General features: G+C 46.1%; 19 protein-coding genes. 16 read left to right on the top strand and 3 right to left on the bottom strand.

Features of this window, described 5'->3' with window-relative positions; all coding sequences use genetic code 11:
• The first annotated feature begins 40 nt into the window (after window positions 1-40).
• Entirely contained in the window at window positions 41-391 is a 351-nt protein-coding gene (locus J2X75_RS05405; protein WP_310334785.1) for a hypothetical protein, read from the top strand.
• Window positions 328-1,215 carry a membrane protein insertase YidC gene (gene yidC / locus J2X75_RS05410; RefSeq protein WP_310334787.1) on the top strand — a complete coding sequence of 296 codons (888 nt, stop codon included), beginning with the start codon at window positions 328-330 and terminating at the stop codon, window positions 1,213-1,215. Before J2X75_RS05405 ends, yidC begins: the two co-directional genes overlap by 64 nt.
• Window positions 1,216-1,378: 163 nt before the next feature.
• On the opposite strand, the gene J2X75_RS05415 is transcribed toward yidC, so the two are convergent.
• Window positions 1,379-2,509, bottom strand: a complete 1,131-nt coding sequence (locus tag J2X75_RS05415; protein WP_310334789.1) for a helix-turn-helix transcriptional regulator — start codon at window positions 2,507-2,509, stop codon at window positions 1,379-1,381.
• Window positions 2,510-2,638: 129 nt separating this feature from the next.
• Between J2X75_RS05415 and J2X75_RS05420 the strand changes: the two genes are divergently transcribed.
• The 11 genes from J2X75_RS05420 (at window position 2,639) to J2X75_RS05470 (ending at window position 14,603) form a co-directional block, all read left to right on the top strand.
• Window positions 2,639-3,346 carry a class I SAM-dependent methyltransferase gene (locus tag J2X75_RS05420; RefSeq protein WP_310334790.1) on the top strand — a complete coding sequence of 236 codons (708 nt, stop codon included), beginning with the start codon at window positions 2,639-2,641 and terminating at the stop codon, window positions 3,344-3,346.
• A complete protein-coding gene (locus J2X75_RS05425) occupies window positions 3,330-4,433 on the top strand; it encodes a saccharopine dehydrogenase family protein (RefSeq protein WP_310334792.1) in 1,104 nt (367 codons plus the stop codon). The genes J2X75_RS05420 and J2X75_RS05425 overlap by 17 nt, the downstream gene beginning before the upstream one ends.
• Before the next feature lie 77 nt (window positions 4,434-4,510).
• Window positions 4,511-4,804, top strand: a complete 294-nt coding sequence (locus tag J2X75_RS05430) for a hypothetical protein (RefSeq protein WP_307537158.1) — start codon at window positions 4,511-4,513, stop codon at window positions 4,802-4,804.
• Between the two features lie 78 nt (window positions 4,805-4,882).
• Window positions 4,883-6,175 carry an amidohydrolase gene (locus tag J2X75_RS05435; RefSeq protein WP_310334794.1) on the top strand — a complete coding sequence of 431 codons (1,293 nt, stop codon included), beginning with the start codon at window positions 4,883-4,885 and terminating at the stop codon, window positions 6,173-6,175.
• A 195-nt stretch (window positions 6,176-6,370) separates the two neighbouring features.
• Window positions 6,371-8,335 (top strand): ABC transporter ATP-binding protein/permease, encoded by a 1,965-nt coding sequence (locus J2X75_RS05440; RefSeq protein WP_310334795.1) that lies wholly within the window; start codon window positions 6,371-6,373, stop codon window positions 8,333-8,335.
• A gap of 28 nt (window positions 8,336-8,363) precedes the next feature.
• Window positions 8,364-9,032 (top strand): response regulator transcription factor, encoded by a 669-nt coding sequence (locus J2X75_RS05445; protein WP_310334796.1) that lies wholly within the window; start codon window positions 8,364-8,366, stop codon window positions 9,030-9,032.
• Window positions 9,033-9,034: 2 nt separating this feature from the next.
• Window positions 9,035-10,366 carry a sensor histidine kinase gene (locus J2X75_RS05450; protein WP_310334798.1) on the top strand — a complete coding sequence of 444 codons (1,332 nt, stop codon included), beginning with the start codon at window positions 9,035-9,037 and terminating at the stop codon, window positions 10,364-10,366.
• 215 nt (window positions 10,367-10,581) lie between these two features.
• Window positions 10,582-12,417, top strand: coding sequence for a UbiD family decarboxylase (locus J2X75_RS05455; protein WP_310334800.1), 1,836 nt, complete (start codon window positions 10,582-10,584; stop codon window positions 12,415-12,417).
• Between the two features lie 283 nt (window positions 12,418-12,700).
• On the top strand, window positions 12,701-13,792 hold the full coding sequence (locus J2X75_RS05460) for an HD-GYP domain-containing protein (protein WP_124114347.1): 1,092 nt from the start codon (window positions 12,701-12,703) through the stop codon (window positions 13,790-13,792).
• Between the two features lie 161 nt (window positions 13,793-13,953).
• Window positions 13,954-14,409 carry an SRPBCC family protein gene (locus J2X75_RS05465; protein WP_310334804.1) on the top strand — a complete coding sequence of 152 codons (456 nt, stop codon included), beginning with the start codon at window positions 13,954-13,956 and terminating at the stop codon, window positions 14,407-14,409.
• A 32-nt stretch (window positions 14,410-14,441) separates the two neighbouring features.
• Complete coding sequence (locus tag J2X75_RS05470) at window positions 14,442-14,603, top strand: hypothetical protein (RefSeq protein WP_155985038.1); 162 nt, start codon at window positions 14,442-14,444, stop codon at window positions 14,601-14,603.
• Window position 14,604: 1 nt separating this feature from the next.
• On the opposite strand, the gene J2X75_RS05475 is transcribed toward J2X75_RS05470, so the two are convergent.
• Window positions 14,605-15,825 carry an MFS transporter gene (locus J2X75_RS05475; protein ID WP_310334805.1) on the bottom strand — a complete coding sequence of 407 codons (1,221 nt, stop codon included), beginning with the start codon at window positions 15,823-15,825 and terminating at the stop codon, window positions 14,605-14,607.
• A 239-nt stretch (window positions 15,826-16,064) separates the two neighbouring features.
• Between J2X75_RS05475 and J2X75_RS05480 the strand changes: the two genes are divergently transcribed.
• Together J2X75_RS05480 and J2X75_RS05485 are read left to right on the top strand one after the other, a co-directional pair.
• Window positions 16,065-16,646, top strand: coding sequence for a TetR/AcrR family transcriptional regulator (locus J2X75_RS05480; protein ID WP_310334807.1), 582 nt, complete (start codon window positions 16,065-16,067; stop codon window positions 16,644-16,646).
• Between the two features lie 158 nt (window positions 16,647-16,804).
• Complete coding sequence (locus tag J2X75_RS05485) at window positions 16,805-17,773, top strand: D-2-hydroxyacid dehydrogenase family protein (protein ID WP_310334809.1); 969 nt, start codon at window positions 16,805-16,807, stop codon at window positions 17,771-17,773.
• Between the two features lie 179 nt (window positions 17,774-17,952).
• On the opposite strand, the gene J2X75_RS05490 is transcribed toward J2X75_RS05485, so the two are convergent.
• Window positions 17,953-18,990, bottom strand: coding sequence for a LacI family DNA-binding transcriptional regulator (locus J2X75_RS05490; RefSeq protein ID WP_310334811.1), 1,038 nt, complete (start codon window positions 18,988-18,990; stop codon window positions 17,953-17,955).
• A 388-nt stretch (window positions 18,991-19,378) separates the two neighbouring features.
• On the opposite strand from J2X75_RS05490, the gene J2X75_RS05495 reads away from it, so the two are divergent.
• Entirely contained in the window at window positions 19,379-20,428 is a 1,050-nt protein-coding gene (locus tag J2X75_RS05495) for a 2,3-butanediol dehydrogenase (protein ID WP_310334814.1), read from the top strand.
• Window positions 20,429-20,599: the final 171 nt, after the last annotated feature.

Here is a 20,599-nt window from a genome sequence, read left to right on the forward strand (position 1 = left end):
GTTATAATATAAAAACTAACCTATAAAGGGGGTGAATCCCTTGTTTGAACTGCAGGAGATATTACCATATTTATTCTCGATTGGACTCATCTTCACCGTCAGTTATGCCTATATTGCCCATCTTCATTGTGGCATGACAGAGTACTGGGTGGAAGGTGGCGTCGGTGGTGGACTTGAACCTGTACTTCCCGCCCTGTGTTTGGACAGACAGCACAGACAGGAAGACTGGAGCCGCATGATTAGACGAAGAGAAGCGCCCGATGAAGATGAACCAGATTGTCATTCCTCGTTGAACGATTGGTCAACAAATCAACGAGGAGGATATATATGGAACATAAGACCAACAAGGGATTCACTTTTACTTCGGGCAAGGGACGGATCTATGGCCTGATTGTCATTTTGTTTGCAGTCATGCTGCTTGCCGGATGCAGCAACAACGTGTCGGAGATTACTTCATCGACACCGGGATTTTTTAATCACTACATTGTATTTCCACTGTCGTATCTGATTCAGCATATTGCCACGATATTTAACGGAAGCTACGGGGTCGCGATTATCGTGATTACGCTGGTCATTCGTTTAGCACTGTTGCCATTGATGATGCGTCAAGCCAAGTCCCAGCAGGGAACACGAGTCATCATGAACGCCATGAAGCCCGAAATGGATGCGCTCAAGAAAAAATATGAAGGCAAAAATGACCCTGCTGATAAGCAAAAGCTATCTCAGGAAACAATGGAACTATACAAGAAACATAAGTTTAATCCGCTGAACATTGGTTGTTTGCCGATGCTCATTCAGCTGCCTATACTTTCAGGTATTTACACAGCCATCCGACTTACACCGGAGTTGTCCTCCCATTCGTTCCTTTGGTTCAAACTGGGAGCGCCGGATTACGTGCTCGCTGTGGTGGTTGCAGTCATATATCTGATCCAAGCTAAAGTATCACAAGCCAATATGGCGCCTGAGCAGCGAAAACAGTTCGCCATTATGGGATATCTTTCCCCATTGATGATGGCATTCTTTTCTCTTACAGCTCCGGCAGCGATGCCGCTCTACTGGACAGTTGGGGGTTCGTTCCTGGTACTACAGACATTATTGTTCCGCAAAATGTACCCGGTGGAACACCCACAGGAGCCTGTGGTTGTGGAAGTGAGTCAGAAAAAGAATAAAAAATCTACCTCTTCCAAACCTTCTCGGAAACCTGCAAAGTTGTAGGAGATGATATGGGCGTAATCACAGCATCGTGAATATATTTAGTAATGAACGTGTTATACGTAGCAAAAGCCTAAGAAAGAAGCCGATCCTTTAGGATTTGGCTTCTTTTTTGCTGTATTCAAGAAACGATGTAGATTAAATTTACTCAGATTCTATTGAGCAGTTATTCATCTGTTCTGTCACGACATATCGCCGGTTCATCCGACAGCTGGAAACGGGAAACGAAATACCAGATGAGCTCGCGCCGTGAGGATACCTTGGTTTTGGCGAAAATGGATTTCAAATGATCCTGAACCGTGTAGACAGAAATATGCATCGCAGCAGCAATTTCCTTGGATGAATAGCTGCGGAGCACATATCCGAGCAGTTCCCGTTCTCGACTGGATAATCCATGGCTCTCGGCAAGCAAGGGCAGCAAATCCTGGGGCATCGCCTGCTCCAAACGGATGGCAATCTGATCCGGTCCCACGAGCTGTTGCATGAGACTGGCATGAAGTATGAGGTAACGCCCATCCGGAAGTTGAATGCAAACTTTGGAGGGCGAGTCGGGAGTGAGTTGAGTATCGTCAGCCCGTTCTGCCCGATTCTTGCGCTGCAAGTGCGAACTGACTGCACGTACCGGACGGGGCAGAACATCCGGCCCTATATGTTCCAGCATACGCAATTGGGACAGCCAATACTCCGCCGGGGCGTTCAGGGATAAGAGTTGGAACGTGTCTGAGGTGATCAAAATTCCGGGTTCTTCGGGACTTCCACTCGTGATCTCATCGATCAGAGTCAAGCTCGTGGACCGCAGCATCGATGCAATAGAAGCGGTCCAGGACTGAATCATCAACCGCTCCTCCTCTGTAAAGACAGCACATTCTGTCTTACGATATAGGGTCAAATATCCCCAGCAAGCGTCTCCACTGACCAATACAGCACGCAGTTCATCACCAAACCCCGCTGGCTGAAGAATGTTGATATAACGAGGGCTTTGTTCGAGCTGTAGGTTCATGGACGTATGAAGTGTAGCTGTATGTTCACCGCTGCGAATTAATTCAGCGTATTTATGTATATCTTCTTCCATGTATTCATTGATGAATAACCGATCATGAATGGCTTCAATGCCATCTTCAGTCACGGCTCCTGTGGAGAGAAGAGTCAGATGATCAACGGTGGTGAAACAGTATGCGTCGTAAGGTATAACCGAATGGATCTGCTTGAGAACAGCTTCCCGGTAGGTACGTGAGGTCCAGGTTCCTTTTTCAAGAGAAGTGATAAGTCTGTGGTTCTGATCAATACGTGATGTCAACAAGATATCTCCTCTCTCTGTGCGCATATCCCAATGTTCTGGGATTGTAGGCTCGCCGTATCCTTCTATAATGAAATTAGACGAACAACGAGTCAAGTCTAACTTCAAATCAAGAGGAGTGCGGTGTCCATGAATCACAATCCATCACCGATGAGCTGGGAAACAGCAGATGTTCATCGTTACGAGCAATCGATAACCCTGAAAATTCCGGGTTATTCTCATATGCATGATCTAATGGAACGGCTGCTTGCAGCATCGTTTGCGGATAACAACGATATTCATATACTTTTAGCCGGAGCGGGAGGGGGAAAAGAGATTGCACTGCTTGGATCACGTCATGCCGGTTGGACATTAACTGGAGTAGATCCATCACAGCCCATGCTGCAACTTGCGGAGAAACGAGTCGCGGAAGCAGGCATCGGTTCCAGAGTGAAGTTGCAACCTGTCACGGTTGAAGAATTGCCGGAGGATATTTTATATGATGGGGCGACAAGCATGCTCATGTTACATTTCCTTCAGGGCATGGAGGCCAAGAGAACGTTTCTTACCAGTCTCGCAGCGAGACTTAAACCGGGTGCACCACTGATCATTGCGGCTGTAAATGCCAATTTTCGTTCACCAGCACATCCAATCATGATGCAAGCTTGGGAGGATCACATGTTGAGTGTGGGTGTGCTTCCTGAAGAGTGGGAGCGCTTTGCTGCTTCCCTGGGCCGTGAATCTGATCCAATATGCTCTGAAGAGATGACTCAGCTACTGACCGAATGCGGTTTCTCACATATTACACGTTACTTCGGGGCGTTCTGGGTGGAGGGATATTATGCAATTCGAAACTAACGTGAAGCCTATGAAAGATCAGATCTGGGTCGTTGGCGGTTATGGTCAAGTGGGGCAGATGATATGTACTCAACTGGGGAAATTGTTCCCGGGTAAAGTATGGGCTGCCGGTACACGCATGAACCGTGCGGAAGAATTCAGCAGGTCTACAGGTGGTGCTGTGCTACCGCTTCAACTGGATGTAACACGACCTGTAGAGCCATCCATGTTAAGGCCTGTGAAGCTGGTCATTATGTGTGTGGATCAGAGCGATACCCAGTTTGTTGAAGCCTGCGCACAAGCCGGAGCCGATTATATTGATATTTCTGCAAAATATGATTTTCTCGTCCAGGTTGAACAACTGCACACCACAATGCAACGTTCCCAATCGACAGCGATCCTCAGCGTTGGATTATCACCCGGAGTGACTAATTTGCTTGTGCGCGAAGCGACCATGCATATCGATCAGGTAGAGGAAGCAGACATTACCGTAATGCTGGGACTTGGAGAGAAGCACGGAAAAGCTGCCGTGGAGTGGACCGTTGATCAGATGAATGCCACTTACCAAGTGATGCAAAAGGGCAAATCTGCTGAGGTACAAAGTTTCGGAGATGGCAAAAGGATTGATTTTGGAGCAGAACTGGGGAACCGGAAGGCATACCGATTTAACTTTTCGGATCAGCATGTGCTTGCTCGAACGTTACGTATTCCAACCGTATCTACCAGACTCTGTCTGGACTCCCGCTGGATCACAAGTTCCATGGCGCTCTCCAAAAGTATAGGATTGTTTTCCTTGCTCCGTATCCCGTCTATTCGGAATGGAACAGTCAAGGCATTTGGCCTTATTCCAGGAGGAGAGCCGATGTATGCAGTCAAGGTCGATGCCATAGGTTGGGAAAATGGTGAGCACGTCCGCGTCGAACAACTGCTCGTTGGCGATAAGGAAGCAGATGCGACAGCGGCCGTGGCAACAGCCGTGGCGGAACGCGTATATAGAACAGAGTCAGAGTTACCTCATGGTGTGTTTCATATTGAACAGTGTCTCTCTTTGCAGGACATTCAGGATGCACTTCCTACGCCGCTAAGCGTGACGACCATGATTACCTGAGTTCATGTTCTTTTGTTAGGACCCTCCGATCTGCTATGATGGAACAATAATCATGGCATGATGGAGGGAGGGAGATCATGAACTGCGTTGCTGTATTACCTTATTACAAAGTGCAGAGAAAAGTGACGGGTCTCGCCCAAGAGATTGAGATGAATGCCCGCTCCATGATTCTGTATTCCGATAAAATCGTGACCAAATACCGCGAGTTCAACATCACGGAGGTGTTTGATATGTCATTTCGCCGTATGGGTGATGAAGGTGGATTTTTCTATCTGCACACAAGCACAGGAGTATATCCTTATATGGTCGAAATCGACCCCAAACCTTTTATACAAAGTTTCAGAAAGATGACGATCCAAAAATTAAAATGACTTGACCTTGCCGTTACGTAAAGGCTTACCCTCGGATATGGAATGAACGATAACCAATCCAGAGGAGCCGTGAACGTAATGAGTATATTGATTCAGCAAGCTACAATTCTAACGATGAAAGATGCCGATGCCCCCTTTATGGGGGATATTCGTGTTGAAGGAGATCGCATTGTACAGATTGCGAACCACATTCCTCCTCAACCTGAAGAGGAGATTATCGATGGTCGCAATAAGGTTGCCATGCCGGGCCTCATCAATGCACACCAACATACACCAATGAGCCTGCTCCGGGGATTTTCGGATGATCTGAAGCTGATGGACTGGCTCGAACGTAAAATGTTGCCTGCCGAAGCACGGATGAACACGGAAGACATCTATTGGGGGGCCAAGTTATCCATCGCCGAGATGATCCGCTCAGGTACCACTGCCTTTGCGGATATGTACATTCATATGAACGAGATTGCAGAAGTCGTGAAGCAAACAGGTATCCGGGCATCGCTGACACGCGGGATGGTATTCCTGGAGGATGATGGCGGACGCAGGTTGCAAGAGGCGATCGATCTTGTACAGCGCTGGTCTGGAGCGGCCGAGGGACGGATTACAACGATGTATGGACCGCACTCCCCCTACACTTGTCCCATGGAGCCGCTCCGTGAAGTCATTGCCATGGCTGTCACGGAGGATATCCCGCTGCATATCCATCTGGCTGAGACGAAGGAAGAAGTCGTGAAGATTCGTGAACGTTATGGCATGACACCGACGGAGTATTTGGAAGAGGCGGGGATGTTCGAACAGGCACATGTGTTGCTTGCACATGGTGTGCATCTCAATCGCAGGGACATCGGTAGATTGAAGGGCATGCGAGGCGGTGTAGCACACAATCCGGTCAGCAATCTGAAGCTTGGGTGTGGAATTGCTCCGATTACCGAGATGTTGGCCCAGGGGATTAACGTGGGGATCGGAACCGATGGAGCGGGAAGTGCGACAACCATGGATATGTTCGAGGAGATCAAAGCCGCGACCTGGTTGCAAAAGCTGAATTATGGCGATCCCACGCGCTTGCCAGCTAAAGAAGTTCTGCACATGGCTACACGCGGAAGTGCTAGTCTGCTGGGTTTACAGGATGAAGTGGGTGTACTTGAGGTGGGGCGCAAAGCTGATCTAATCCTGATCGATCTGGTGAAACCACATCTTCAACCTGTACATGAAGTAGAATCGTTACTGGCTTACAGTGTAAATGGGGCGGATGTGGACACAACGATTGTGAACGGTCAGATCCTCATGCAAGGCAGGAAGTTGTTAACGATTGATGAGGATGAACTTTACCGTGAGGTGAAGGTTAGAGCCAAGCGGATTGTAGAGGGAATATAATCAAATTTCTGGACACCTACACTTTTTTGGAATGATTCATTTCAAGGAAGTGTAGGTGTTTTTTTACATAGAGTTCTTTTTCAATAACCTCTTATAGGCCGATGATTCAGTTCATTATCAGTTCATACTGATTTGTTACGATATGAACATCAAATAGATAGATATCGTGCGTGATCAGGAGAGGAAGAGATCCATATGAAAATATTAGAAGTTAAAAATGTGAAGAAATCATACACCTTATATGGAAAAGAAAAAGTTCCCGTACTCCACGGTTTGAACCTGAGTTTTGAGACAGGGGAATTTGTCTCCATCCTCGGCGAATCTGGCTGTGGTAAGTCGACACTGATGAATATCATTGGTGGTATGGACTCCGACTATGAAGGGGACGTCGTTGTTCGTGGCAAGAACTTAAGTGCCATGACAGAGAAGGAAATGGATGATTATCGGAAGAATAATATCGGCTTTGTCTTTCAAAATTTCAATCTGATCCCACATCTGTCTGTCCTCGAAAATGTGACGATTGCGATGCAAATGACAGATACCAATGAGAAGGATCGCAACCAACGTGCTGTTGGTATTTTGACAGAGGTCGGACTGAAAGATCATCTGAACAAACGTCCTAACCAGTTATCTGGTGGTCAGAAGCAACGGGTTTCCATCGCACGGGCGTTATCCAACAATCCGGATATTATTCTTGCAGATGAACCGACGGGTGCTCTGGATCGAGAAAACGGAGATCAAATCCTCGCTCTGCTCGACAGTATAGCCAAAAAGGGAATGCTGGTGATTGCCGTAACTCACTCGCAGAAAGTCGCTGACTCCGGTACACGTATTGTGAAGGTTGAAGAGGGGCGCATTAGTGATGATATTCACCTGAAAGATCCTTCTACGGCTGTTTACGAGAGTGGTCAGGATTCTTCCCGGAGCCTGAGCTTGCTTGCTTCATTCAAGATGGCACTTAAAAATATGAAACTCAACGGCAAGCGTAATGTATTGGTAGCATTGGGTGGATCTATAGGTATACTAAGTGTACTTCTTATGCTCTCCTTGGGGAATGGGATAACGACGTATATGAATGACGAAATCAATTCAAGTATGGACCCTTTGCTCGTGGATATAACCAAGCCGAGTGAAGAAGCCAAAGACATGCAAGGCCCCGAGGCCCTGATGTCACCAGGTGAACCGTTCACCGAAGCTGATGTTGAGACGATTCGTGATTTTCCTAATGTGGATCATGTAGAGACAATTACGACCATTACAGGCCAATCGACGATGGTGAATAAAAAACAAAGTGTGGGACTTACGCAATTAACGACATTAACGGATGCTTTTGATCCAGCACTGATGACAACGGGGGTCCTCCCGGCAGAAAATGAGATGTTGTTACCCCTCGATGCGGCAAATAAATTAAGCGGAAATGACCAAGCTGATTCCATGATCGGCAAGTCCGTGCTTCTATATATCAATGAGATGGACAGCAATAATAAACCAGTGACTTTGGAGAAAGAAGTAACCATCTCAGGGATCTATGAAGCGGCAGATCAACGATCTCCAATGCAACAATCCCCGGGATACATTTCATCAGAGACGCTGGAGCAAATGTATACAGACAAAGGAATAACAATCGGGCCGATTCAGGTTAACGCCTATGCAACCGATATGAAATATGTAAATGATATCAATGAAGCTGCTGTGGGTGCTGGTTTCGCAGGCTCTCAAATGGCCAAGGTCATGGAGAATATCACCACATATGTAAGTATGGCTTCCATTGTACTCGCGGGTATTGCAGGCATTTCGTTGATCGTATCCGGTATTATGATACTGGTTGTACTCTATATTAGTGTCGTGGAACGGACGAAAGAGATCGGAATACTGCGGGCGATTGGAGCAAGAAAGAAGGATATCAAGCGAATATTCTTCTCCGAATCTGCCTTATTAGGCGTATTTAGTGGTATTATTGCGGTAATCTTTGCAGTGATCATCAGTTATGTGTTAAATATTCTACTGGACAATGCGTTTGGAGCAAAACTGATTAATCTCTCGGGATATTACATCTTGTTCGGTCTTGTGGTAAGTACGGCGATTAGTATCGTGGCCGGTTTGATGCCATCATCAAAAGCGGCGAAGCTGGACCCGATGGAATCCTTGCGATACGAATAAAACGAATGGCGGAAAGGATAATGGTTACATGAACATGATTCTGGTGGTGGACGACGATTCCCATATCCGCAAATTAATCCGAATCTATCTTGAAAAGAATCAATTTTCCGTGCTGGAAGCAGCAGACGGTCAAGCAGCGTTAGACATTCTATCTCATACGAAAGTTGACCTGGCGATTGTGGATGTAATGATGCCGCGAATCGACGGCATTGAACTGACAGAAGATATCCGGTCTTTTCTGGATATTCCGATCCTGATGGTGACTGCCAAGGGAGAATCCAAGGACAAAGTCAGAGGATTTAATGCCGGGTCAGACGATTACATGGTTAAACCTTTTGATCCTGTGGAGTTAATCCTGCGTGTGAAATCGTTATTGAAACGATATAACAAAAGTTCATCAAATATCATTCAGATCAGCGGTGTAACGATTGATTTGGGCAATCTGATGGTCGTTGCAGATGGTCAAACCATCGAATTGAAAAAGAAGGAATGTGAATTGTTGTTTTCTCTGGCGAGTTCGCCAGGGAAAATATTCACACGTACACAGCTTATCGATGATCTATGGGGCATGAATTATGAAGGCGATGAGCGTACGGTCGACGTGCATATCAAACGGTTAAGGGAACGGCTTGAACCTGTACCTGAACTTGTGATCTCAACGATAAGAGGACTTGGATATCGACTGGAGCGGGCATGAACATGTTGAGGAAGAGCCTGCGACTTCGAATTGTAGCTACGTTTATCGGGATTGTTCTGGTGAGTTTAATTCTCTCCTTTATGATCAATAACGGGTCCCGCGAAAAGGCGCCGAATCGTTTTATGGTTACCTTTGCTGAAGACATCGCTACAATGATTAACCTGATTGATGATCCGGAAAAAGTGAAATCTAGCTTGGGTATTTTTGCCCGCTACGGCTTGAATATTACTCCCGTGAATCAACAAAGTGAAGTGTTGTCTTCCTTGCCAGAGGATAAAGTTCATTCGTTATTTGAGGCGGGGACAACCGATGCAATATTCATGTCCAGTAAAGATGGAATTGCGACCATAGGTGTTCCCGGAACAAACGAGGGGATCGGCACTTTCCTGATACAAAGCGATTTCTCCTCTCTTTTTCACACACTGCGAAACACGCTTTTAACCTCACTATTAACGGTACTGGTCATTGGTAGCCTACTGATCCTATTCATGTCCGGGTACATTGTGAAACCGATTAAGAGGTTAACGGTCGCTGCGAAGGAGATGTCGTCAGGTGACCTGTCGGTTCGGTTGAAACATAATAATCAGGATGAGTTTGGGGAACTGATGGAGAGCTTTAATCATATGGCCAGTGAGTTGCAAAAAATCGATTCAGTTCGTGATGATTTTGTCAGCAACGTCTCTCATGAAATGCAGTCTCCGCTCACTTCGATCAGGGGATTTACCAGAGCGCTACAGGATGGTGTTATTCCTTTAGAAGAGCAGAAAGAGCATTTGGATATTATCTATGAGGAAACGCTGCGCTTATCGAGGCTCAGTGATAATCTGCTTCGGCTAGCCTCGCTGGATTCGGAGCATCATCCGGTTCATTTCACCACGTTCCAGGTCGATGAACAATTAAGAAGGGCGATTTTACTGGCAGAGCCGCAGTGGGCGCAGAAGGATATACAGATCGAATTGGACTTGTTGCCCTGCGAGATCACAGTGGACAAAGATTTGTTTGATCAGGTCTGGCAAAATTTAATAAATAATGCGATCAAATACACCGGTCCACAAGGTACCATTCATGTCGAAATTGAGACGTCATCTTCATTTGTGAAGGTATTGATTAGAGATTCAGGACAAGGTATACCTGAGGAAGCTCTCCCGTATATCTTTGATCGATTCTACATGGTGGACAAAGCGCGAAGCAGCTCGCTTCGAGGGAATGGATTGGGTTTGTCCATTGTGATTAAAATTTTGAAATTGCATCAATGTACAATTAATGTAGAGAGCGAAATAGGTAAAGGCACACAGTTTATTGTCACGATTCCCAGATCGGTTATTACATCTTAAGGCAAGCCAGAATAGAAAGCAGCAATATGAGAGCAATCGGCTCCTGTGCATTCAGGATTCATATTGCTTCATATTGCTTTTTTTTTGATATTAGGATACTCGACAAAATTTCATATATAGTTTTGTTTAGCAGTGGATCATTTGATAAAATAGAAGAGACGTTATGTGAATCTATGAACTTAATTAATTTATCATACACAGAATGGAGCCATCCAATGAAATATCGCAATATGGAAGATTGTATTAACGATCTGGAGCAGCACGGTCATTTGATTCGGGTCAAAGAAGAGGTTGATCCTCATCTGGAGATGGCAGCCATCCATATGAAAGTGCACGAGGCCAAAGGCCCGGCATTGTTATTCGAAAATGTAAAAGGCTCGAAGTTCCAGGCCGTATCGAATCTCTTCGGCACGGTGGAACGAAGCAAGTTCATGTTCCGCGGTACACTCGAAGGCGTACAACGGGTCATGGCAGTTCGTGATGATCCCATGAAGGCGCTTAAGACGCCATTCCAGCATGTCCGCACAGGTCTAGCTGCGTGGCAGGCGCTGCCAAAACAGAAATCTATTAGCCTGCCGGTGTCCGCGCAAGAGATTCAAATCTCGGATCTGCCGCTCATCAAACACTGGCCTATGGACGGTGGGGCATTTGTGACGTTACCACAGGTTTATTCGGAAGATCCGGACAAACCAGGAATCATGAATTCAAACTTGGGGATGTACCGGGTTCAACTGGATGGCAATGATTTTGAAATGAACAAGGAAATAGGGTTACACTATCAGATTCATCGCGGAATTGGTATACATCAAGCCAAAGCGGTGAAAAAGGGAGAACCACTGAAAGTGAGTATTTTCATTGGCGGTCCACCTGCACATACACTTTCAGCGGTTATGCCTTTGCCTGAAGGACTAAGTGAGATGACATTTGCCGGCCTGCTCGCTGGACGTCGCTTCCGGTACAGCTACAAGGACGGATATTGCATCAGCAATGATGCTGATTTTGTCATCACGGGTGATATCTACCCAGGAGAGACAAAACCCGAAGGTCCGTTCGGCGATCATCTGGGTTATTACAGTCTGACACATGAATTCCCGCTAATGCGTGTGCATAAAGTCTATGCCAAACCGAATGCCATCTGGCCGTTTACGGTTGTTGGTCGACCACCGCAAGAGGATACGGCTTTTGGCGATTTGATTCATGAGATTACTGGAGACGCGATCAAACAGGAGATTCCAGGTGTCAAAGAAGTACATGCGGTTGATGCGGCAGGGGTCCATCCATTACTGTTTGCAATCGGCAGTGAACGTTACACGCCGTATCAGGCGGTGAAGCAGCCGACAGAGTTGCTTACGATTGCCAATCGTATTTTGGGTACGGGTCAGCTCAGTTTAGCGAAGTACCTCTTCATTACCGCAGAGGATCAGCAACCTTTGGACACCCATAAGGAAGTTGAATTCCTGACCTATATCTTGGAGCGCATGGACATGCAGCGGGATATTCATTTCCATACCCATACGACCATTGATACATTGGATTACTCGGGTACAGGACTGAACAGCGGCAGCAAGGTCGTTTTTGCAGCATATGGCGACAAGGTTCGAGAGTTGTGCACGGAAGTTCCGGAGTCTTTGAAAAACATTCGTGGATATGAGAATCCGCAGCTCATCATGCCGGGTATCGTTTCGATCCAGACATCGGCCTTCACGAGTTATGCGGATACAGCACAGGAGATGCAGGCATTAACGTCTCTATTGAAAGAACAAGGAGGTCTGGACTCGTGTCCGATGATCATTCTATGTGACGACAGTTCGTTCCTGAGTGCTAACCTCAGCAACTTCTTATGGGCAACCTTTACTCGCAGCAACCCTTCACATGACATGTACGGGGTTAATAGCGGATATGACCACAAGCATTGGGGCTGTGATCAGGTGATCATTGATGCGCGTACCAAACCTCACCAGGCACCGCCACTGATTCCTGATCCTTCGGTGGAGAAGAGCATTGAACGTTTATTTGTTAAAGGTGCTAGTCTGGGTTCGATCAAAATCTAATTTGAGATGTCTTGAAGAAGTTCAAACGGAGCGTTTGAACTTCTTTGGCTTACTCTGATACGGCAATGAGGCGCAATAGTGTGTAAAAGTTTAAAACCGGGACTAATTTGGATATTGGAGTGAGGATAAAGTCTTAGGCGTTCGTATTTACCATTGTGATTAAGGTCGTTTGAACTATGTATGAAATGAAGAATTATAACGATATAAAGAAGTATAGGTATTTTTGTGGCCCCGTTCCGTTGGGTGCTGTTACTATAATGAATTGTTCAGGGGGAATACCGATTTGAGAATCCATATTATGAACCTGCAAGACGGAGACCGTCTAACTGCGGATACATTCAGCGATGCAGGATTACACGTTCTCGGGAAGGGAACTGTGATCAAAGGTGAGGATATCACCTTGCTTATGCAGCACCGTGTAGATTATGTAGATATTGAATCACGCGAAGAGGAAATAACTGAAGCAGAATTTTTTGCTGCAGCCGCCAAGCATGCTTCCGGGTTAAGTACAAGCACGAAGGAAGAAGCGCCTGAAGAAGAGATGAAGTCCCAGTTTATTCAGACTGTACATAATTATCAAAATGCTTTTCTCGAAGCTCTGACCGTTGGCAAGTTCAACGCCACTATGGTGGATGATGCACTGCAACCAATGGTTGAGGGACTCGATGAGCAGAAAGATGTCGTTCATCTCCTGATGATGCTGGAGCGGGATGACGTCAATAACTATACACATTCAATCCAGGTAGGGTTGTTGTCCTTCTACCTTGCGAATTGGCTTGGATATTCTCAGAAGGAGAGTTATCAGATTAGTCGCGGTGGTTATCTGCATGACATCGGAAAGTGCAAAGTATCCCACCGGATTCGGAACAAAACAGAACCGTTGACGGCTGATGAGCAGCTTGAGATGCAGCGTCACACCATATATGGCCATGAAATTATCAAAAATTCGATGACGGATGAAGCGACAGCACTGGTTGCTCTGCAGCATCACGAACGGGAAGATGGGTCGGGTTATCCGATGCAACTTGAGAAAAGTGAAATTCATCCATATACACAGATTGTATCTGTAGCGGATATCTATATAGGCATGAGATCCGGGAACCACGGAGGCAGCAATCCAAACCTGATCAACAACCTTAGAGATATCTATGGAATGGGATTTGGTAAATTGAATGAAAAACCGGTTCAGGCATTGATGCAACATTTGCTTCCTAATTTCATCGGGAAACAGGTACTGCTCAGCAATGGAGAAAAAGGTGTTATTGTCATGAACAATACATCTGATATTTTCAAACCGCTCATCAAAGTGGAGTCTGAAGAATATCGCGATCTCTCCAAAGAGCGTACGCTTGCCATTGATGAATTGCTTATTTAATCTAAATATGATCTGTATTCCTTACTTATATTGAGGACGGGCCTCCTGTACTAAGACAGGGGACCCGTTTTTTGTTATATCATCCTAGATGTGTTGTTCGACCAAGGAAGCAAGCGTATACTTTGCAAAGACCTTATTTTTCCTGCCAAGGAGCGATCGCCATGATTGAAGTGACAACCGAGATTACGATACATGCCTCGATTGAACGATGCTTTGACTATGCCCGGGATATTGATATACATACTCAGACCGTCTGGCAACATACGAGAGAGCGAGCAGTCGCAGGAGTAACCACAGGAAGAATTGGAGCAGGGGATACAGTTACATTTCAGGCTACTCATTTTGGTATCAGACAGAAGCTGAAGTCCCGAATTGTGCAGTTTGAACGACCTTTCCTCTTTGTGGATCAGATGGAGAAAGGGGCTTTCAAGAGCATGCGACATGAACATCATTTCAGCGTAATTGGGGATCAGATGACTTGCATGAGAGACACACTTCGATTCGAAGCTCCACTTGGATTGCTGGGATGGGCAACGGAGCGACTTGTGCTGAAGAGATACATGCAGGCATTTCTAGAGGATCGTAATCGTAAGCTCAAAGATATGCTTGAGCAGTAGCCAGAATTGAAGGGATAGAGGAGAGAAGACGTTTGATGGATAATGAATATTTTGTAGGTTGGGGCACACTTGCCTTGATTAATGCCGGACTGGCTCAGGGAAAAAACAGAAGTGGTCGGAACTGGTTTCTGATTTCCCTGTTATTTGGTCCGTTGGCAACCCTCTTTATTGTAGTGTGGAATAAACTGGACTAATTCAACGATCGAGATTCCGATGCATATAACGATCGATCATCCAAAACACAAGGGCTGCTGCACTAACCCCAGCACCTAACCAGCATACGGCTGTCCAGCCCGCCCATGCATACACTTGGGTAGAAACGATGGAGCCGGTTGCACTGCCGATGGAATAAAAGATCATATAAGCTGCCGTCAGGCGGCTCTGTGCTTCGGGGCGAACTTCGTAGATCAGGCTCTGGTTGGTAACATGTACGGCCTGCACGGCGAGATCAAGCAGGATAACACCCAGGATCAGGAACCAGAGGGAATGATGGACATAACCGATGGGCAGCCAGGACAAGAGCAGAATGACAAGGGCAACACCGGTTGTTTTCTGCCCAAGGCCCCGATCGGCGAGTTTACCTGCACGGGCGGCAGCCAGTGCTCCAGCCGCTCCAGCCAGACCGAATGCACCTATGACCGTATGAGACAGGGACAGTGGAGGGGCACTAAGTGGCAGTACCATAGAAGTCCACAAGATGCTGAAGGCTGTAAAAATCAGCATGGCCAGCACACCTCGTACTCGTAACACACGCAACTCACGGTACAGTTGCAAGACGGAACCGAGTAATTGGATATAGCTTTGTTTCACTTGCGGGGATTGCTGCCTTGGGAGAACAAAAAATAAGGCGACAATTCCGAGTAATGTAAGGCTGGCAGAGAAGAGATATACCGATCTCCACCCGAGCCAATCGTTCAGCGTACCTGCAACCGTTCGTGCAAGTAAAATGCCAATGACGATTCCGCTGGTTACCTGACCGACAATGCGACCACGTTCGGAAGGGGCTGCCAAGTGTGCAGCAAAGGCAACGAGCGTTTGCGTAATGACGGCTAATAAACCAACGACAGCCATGCCCGCGAATAAAAGTGAGCTGGATTGTGCGGTTCCTACGAGAACCAGTGCAAGCACGGATAAGAGCATTTGAATGATGATCAGCTTGCGGCGATTTAAGAGGTCACCAAGCGGAACGAGAAGGAACAGCCCCAAGGCATAACATATTTGAGTCACTGTGATGACAATCCCTATGGATGATGGAGAGAGGCCAAACTCATGAGCAATGGAGTCCAGCAAAGGCTGAGCATAATAGATATTGGCGACCGCAAGTCCGCTGCACACGGCAAAGAGAAGAGCAACTAACCGTGACATGGCAGGACGATCCTTATTGGATAATTGTGCATCTGGAGAAGAAGTTTGCATGAGTAGTTGTCACCTTTCTATTATGTACTGATTGGTATGTTATGTTTCGGGATAACCATACTTTATTTGCGTGAATTCTGTCAACAGAGAATTGGGTGAGATTTTCAATTTGGTTAAAAACGCTTTATAGATGAGTTTGTTTAATTTTAATAATTTTAAGTGAGTGGTCTTTGACTTATCCATTGTTATGAGGTTAAAATATATAAACATACTGATCGATACATAAAGAGGTGAATTGTATGGTTAGACAACGGGAATTTGATACGGATAAAGCACTTGATGCAGCTATGCATAAGTTTTGGGACAAGGGATTCGAAGCGTCATCTTTGAGTGATTTGACGACCGCAATGGGCATTCAACGTCCCAGTCTGTACGCGGCTTTTGGCGATAAAAAGGAATTATTTGAAACAGCACTTCGCAGGTATACCACTCAGCATGCGGCTCAAGTCAGAGCCAGACTTCAACAGGGTTCCTCTGTGCGGGAAGCCTTTCGTGGATTGTTTGAACATATAGGAGCAGAGGGAAGTATAAACGAGCCTAGTCACGGCTGTTTTTGCATTAATACGATGGTTGAGCTGGCTCCACATGATCCCAAATTCGCTGTCCTTACACGGGAGCATCAGATGTACCTGGGTGTTCTTTTCAAAGAAACGATAGAACGAGGGCAACAGAGCGGGGAGTTGTCTACTGACATGAACGCAAATGCGGTCGCACAGTCTCTGGTAGTATCCATGATTGGACTGACTGTACTGATGAAATCAGGACCGGACCGTTTGTTTGTAGAGCAGAGCATCCAGGTTACGCTGTCTTTGTTACAGTAATTGGAATGATACTTTTGAAAGTGATACAGAGTCCCTCATTTTACAAGGATGATGGAAGTTGTTTCCCTTCTCTTATCTGTGTCTGAGGGCATTGAGCAGATCAGGCCGAAGTTGCTACAATACAGTAAGACTTGAGCAGATAGAGGAGGAGATCAGGAATGGATACGAAGTTGCGCTGTGCCGTTTTGGATGATTATCAGAACGTTGCGCTGACGTTGGCAGACTGGAGTTCGTTGATGGATCGGGTGGAGATTCAAGCATTCAACAACTATATGGGCTCGGAAGAAAAAGTCATTCAGGAATTACAGGATTTCGATATTGTGGTCCTGATGCGGGAACGTACACCATTTCCGGAGAGGGTTATTTCGCAGCTCCCTAAGCTAAAACTTCTGATTACAAGTGGTATGCGCAATGCGTCCATAGACCTTAAGGCTGCCGAGAAGAACGGGATCATTGTGTGTGGAACCGAGGGAAGCTCTAATCCGCCGACGGAGCTTACATGGGCACTAATTCTGGGGCTGTCCAGACAACTGGTTACGGAAAATAATGCACTTCGCTCCAATCGAAACTGGCAGAGCACTGTAGGGTTGGATCTGTATGGGAGAACACTTGGATTGCTCGGTTTGGGCAAGATAGGCACTCGCATGGCTGAGATTGCACAAGCATTTGGCATGAATGTGATGGCCTGGAGTGAGAATCTAACACAAGAGAAAGCAGAAAAACAAGGTGTCATCTGGTCCGAGACCAAGGAGCAATTGCTTGCAGAGAGCGACATCGTATCCATTCATCTGGTATTAAGTGATCGTACGCGCAATCTTATAGGACAAGCCGAGTTGCAACAAATGAAATCGAGTGCGCTGCTCATCAATACGTCGCGAGCGGGCATTGTCGATCAGGAAGCTATGGTGGAGGCATTGCAGAGTGGTGTGATTGCTGGTGCAGGTCTGGATGTATATGAGCAGGAACCGCTGCCAGTTAACCATGTGATGCGAACATTGCCCAACGTTCTGGCCACACCGCATCTGGGTTATGTAACTCGTGGCAATTATGAGATCTATTATAATCATGCCGTGGGAAATATAGAGATGTTCTTGAAGGGAACACCGATCAGGCAACTGCTTTCTTAGAATGAACGGTGCTGAATAAGGCGTAGCTTTAGATATATGGGATTATAGACAAATAAGGTGCTGCCAGGAAAGAGTTAGACCTGAGCAACACCTTTTAGTATATCTATGTAGCAGGACACCGCATAAAGGGATATTCGTAAAATATATTCTATCCTAATGCCCCATCCCCCTCACCAAACTTAACTGTGTGGTCCTCGCTGGGAAGAATGAATCATGGCTACGCTTGATTCACGAACGATTAAGCGCGGTTCAAATTGGATGTGTTCGTAATCGGTCGTATTCATCTCCCGAATTCGTTTTAATAACAGTTCGGTAGCAAGTCTGGCAACTTCTTCGCCCATAATGGACACGGAACTAATCTGTGGAGACGAGACAGTGGTCCATTGATTGTTATCGACACCCACAACAGCCACATCTTCAGGTACACGAACCCCTAACTCCTTGAACCGATTAACCAATCCGATGGCAACCATATCATTAATGGCATAGACGGCATCAGGCATATGCGTAAGTCCATAGAAATAATCTGCAGCATTGGCGCCTGTATTTAATGAAAAGTCCTCACCAAAGTAGACGAGAGAAATGTCCACATGGCCTACAGCTTGCTCATAAGCACGGAAGCGCTCTTCAATAATGTCCTTCGGTGCTCCTGCATAAGCGATTCGAGTCCGGCCGATTTTGAACAGATGTTCCATCACCAGTTTGCCTTCAGGTTGAGACAGAGAGACGATATCTGCCCTCATTCCCGGTTCCAGTTTCTTTCCGTAGTTAATCATAGAGATGGGGAGCGGCGCTTTATCAATCAGTCCGGGTAACGTTTTGGGATATGCCAGAGGCATGAAGATCAATCCATCCACATGCAATTTTTTCACATTACGTATCGTTTCCAGCTCGGTTCGGGCATTGCCTGCCGTATTGATCTGCACGACATGGTAACCATGCTGCTTCGCCGTTTGCTCAACAGACCAGGAAATCTCTGGAATGATGGCGTTACGTATGTCGGGTACAACAAGCGCGATCTGGTGCGTTTGCCGGATTTTCAGACTCTGTGCGGACGTGTTGGGGACAAATCCCAGTTCTTCAATAGCCTGCATCACCTTATCTCGTGTTTTACTGCTGATGCCTTCTGAATTGTTGATGGCCCGGGATACGGTAGCGATGCCCACGCCGGCACGCTCAGCCACATCTTTGATCGTCAGTTTCTGTTCTTTCCTCAATGTACGGTTACCTCACTTTATCGGAAACGATTCCGAATATTTAGGGATATGTATGCACTTCGCGATAAGTATATAACTTAATTATAACATTTGAGCCATGAAGTATCCCGTGATTGGACCACATTTATGCCGAAGTATGATTATATTTCATTCCGTCTGCAATATTATTTGTCAGGATATATCTTAATAACTTGGATTACACCGGTTACACAATACCGCTAAAATAACTTTAATAAAAGTGTAAGCGCTCTTAATTAAACTCGATATGATCACGAAATAGACATATTAGTGGAGAAATATGTTTGACAGCGTATCTAAAATGTGACATATTTAATTTACGGAAACGTTTCCGATTATATCACAAATTATGATCTGGGAGATGAAATGAATGAAAGCATTACGTTGGCATGGAGTCAAAGATTTACGTCTCGAAAATATTAATGAACCTCATCCTGAAGAAGGTAAGGTCAAAATAAAAGTGGAATGGTGCGGCATCTGCGGCAGTGACTTACACGAGTACACAGCAGGTCCGATTTTTATTCCGGCTCAAGCACCGCATCCGCTAACAGGGGAACAAGCGCCTGTAGTTATGGGGCATGAATTCTCAGGACAGGTTGTTGAAGTAGGGGAAGGTGTTACACGTTTCAAGGCGGGCGATCGTGTTGTGGTAGAACCCATCTATGCATGTGGACACTGCGAAGCTTGTAAACAGGGCAGATACAATCTGTGCGATCAGATGGGTTTCCTCGGACTCGCTGGAGGCGGAGGAGGATTCTCCGAGTATGTAACTGCTGAAGAAAACATGGTACATGCCATTCCGGATTCAATCTCGTATGAGCAAGGTGCGTTGGTTGAACCTTCAGCTGTAGCACTTCACGCTGTACGCCAAAGCAAGCTGAAAGTGGGAGATACGGCAGCCGTGTTTGGCGCAGGGCCAATCGGGCTACTGGTCATCGAAGCGCTTAAAGCTTCGGGAGCGTCGGATATTTATGTGGTGGAGTTATCGGATGAGCGGAAAGCAAAAGCCGAAGAGCTCGGTGCCATTGTGATTGATCCAATGCAGTTTAATGTCGTGGAAGAGATCCATCAGCGTACACAAGGTGGCGTTAACGTAGCCTATGAAGTAACCGGTGTTCCACGTGTTCTGCAACAAGCCATCGATTCAACACGTATTGGTGGAGAATTGATGATCGTCAGTATTTTTGAACAGGAAGCGCCGATTCACCCGAACTCAATTGTCATGAAAGAACGTACAGTTAATGGCATTATTGGTTATCGCGATGTGTTCCCGGCTGTTATCAGTCTGATGGATAAAGGTTTCTTCCCGGCTGACAAGCTGGTGACCAAACGAATTTCGTTGGATGAAGTGGTAGAGCATGGATTTGAAGCACTGTTGAAAGAGAAAAATCAGGTTAAGATATTGGTAAAAGCTGAATAGAAATCACAGACAGTAAGAACAAGTAGACAGCACATCAACAGATGTGATTGTCTACTTTTTTTGTATAAATAGGGCGGAATTTGTTGCATGTGCGGGTGGTTTTACATAGTATAAAAAGATACAAATTGTATCATCTTGGTGTGAAGGTAATGATGATGAAAAAATGAAGGA

It is taken from the genome of Paenibacillus sp. 2003, from assembly GCF_031455635.1.
GTDB classification, from domain to species: domain Bacteria; phylum Bacillota; class Bacilli; order Paenibacillales; family Paenibacillaceae; genus Paenibacillus; species Paenibacillus amylolyticus_B.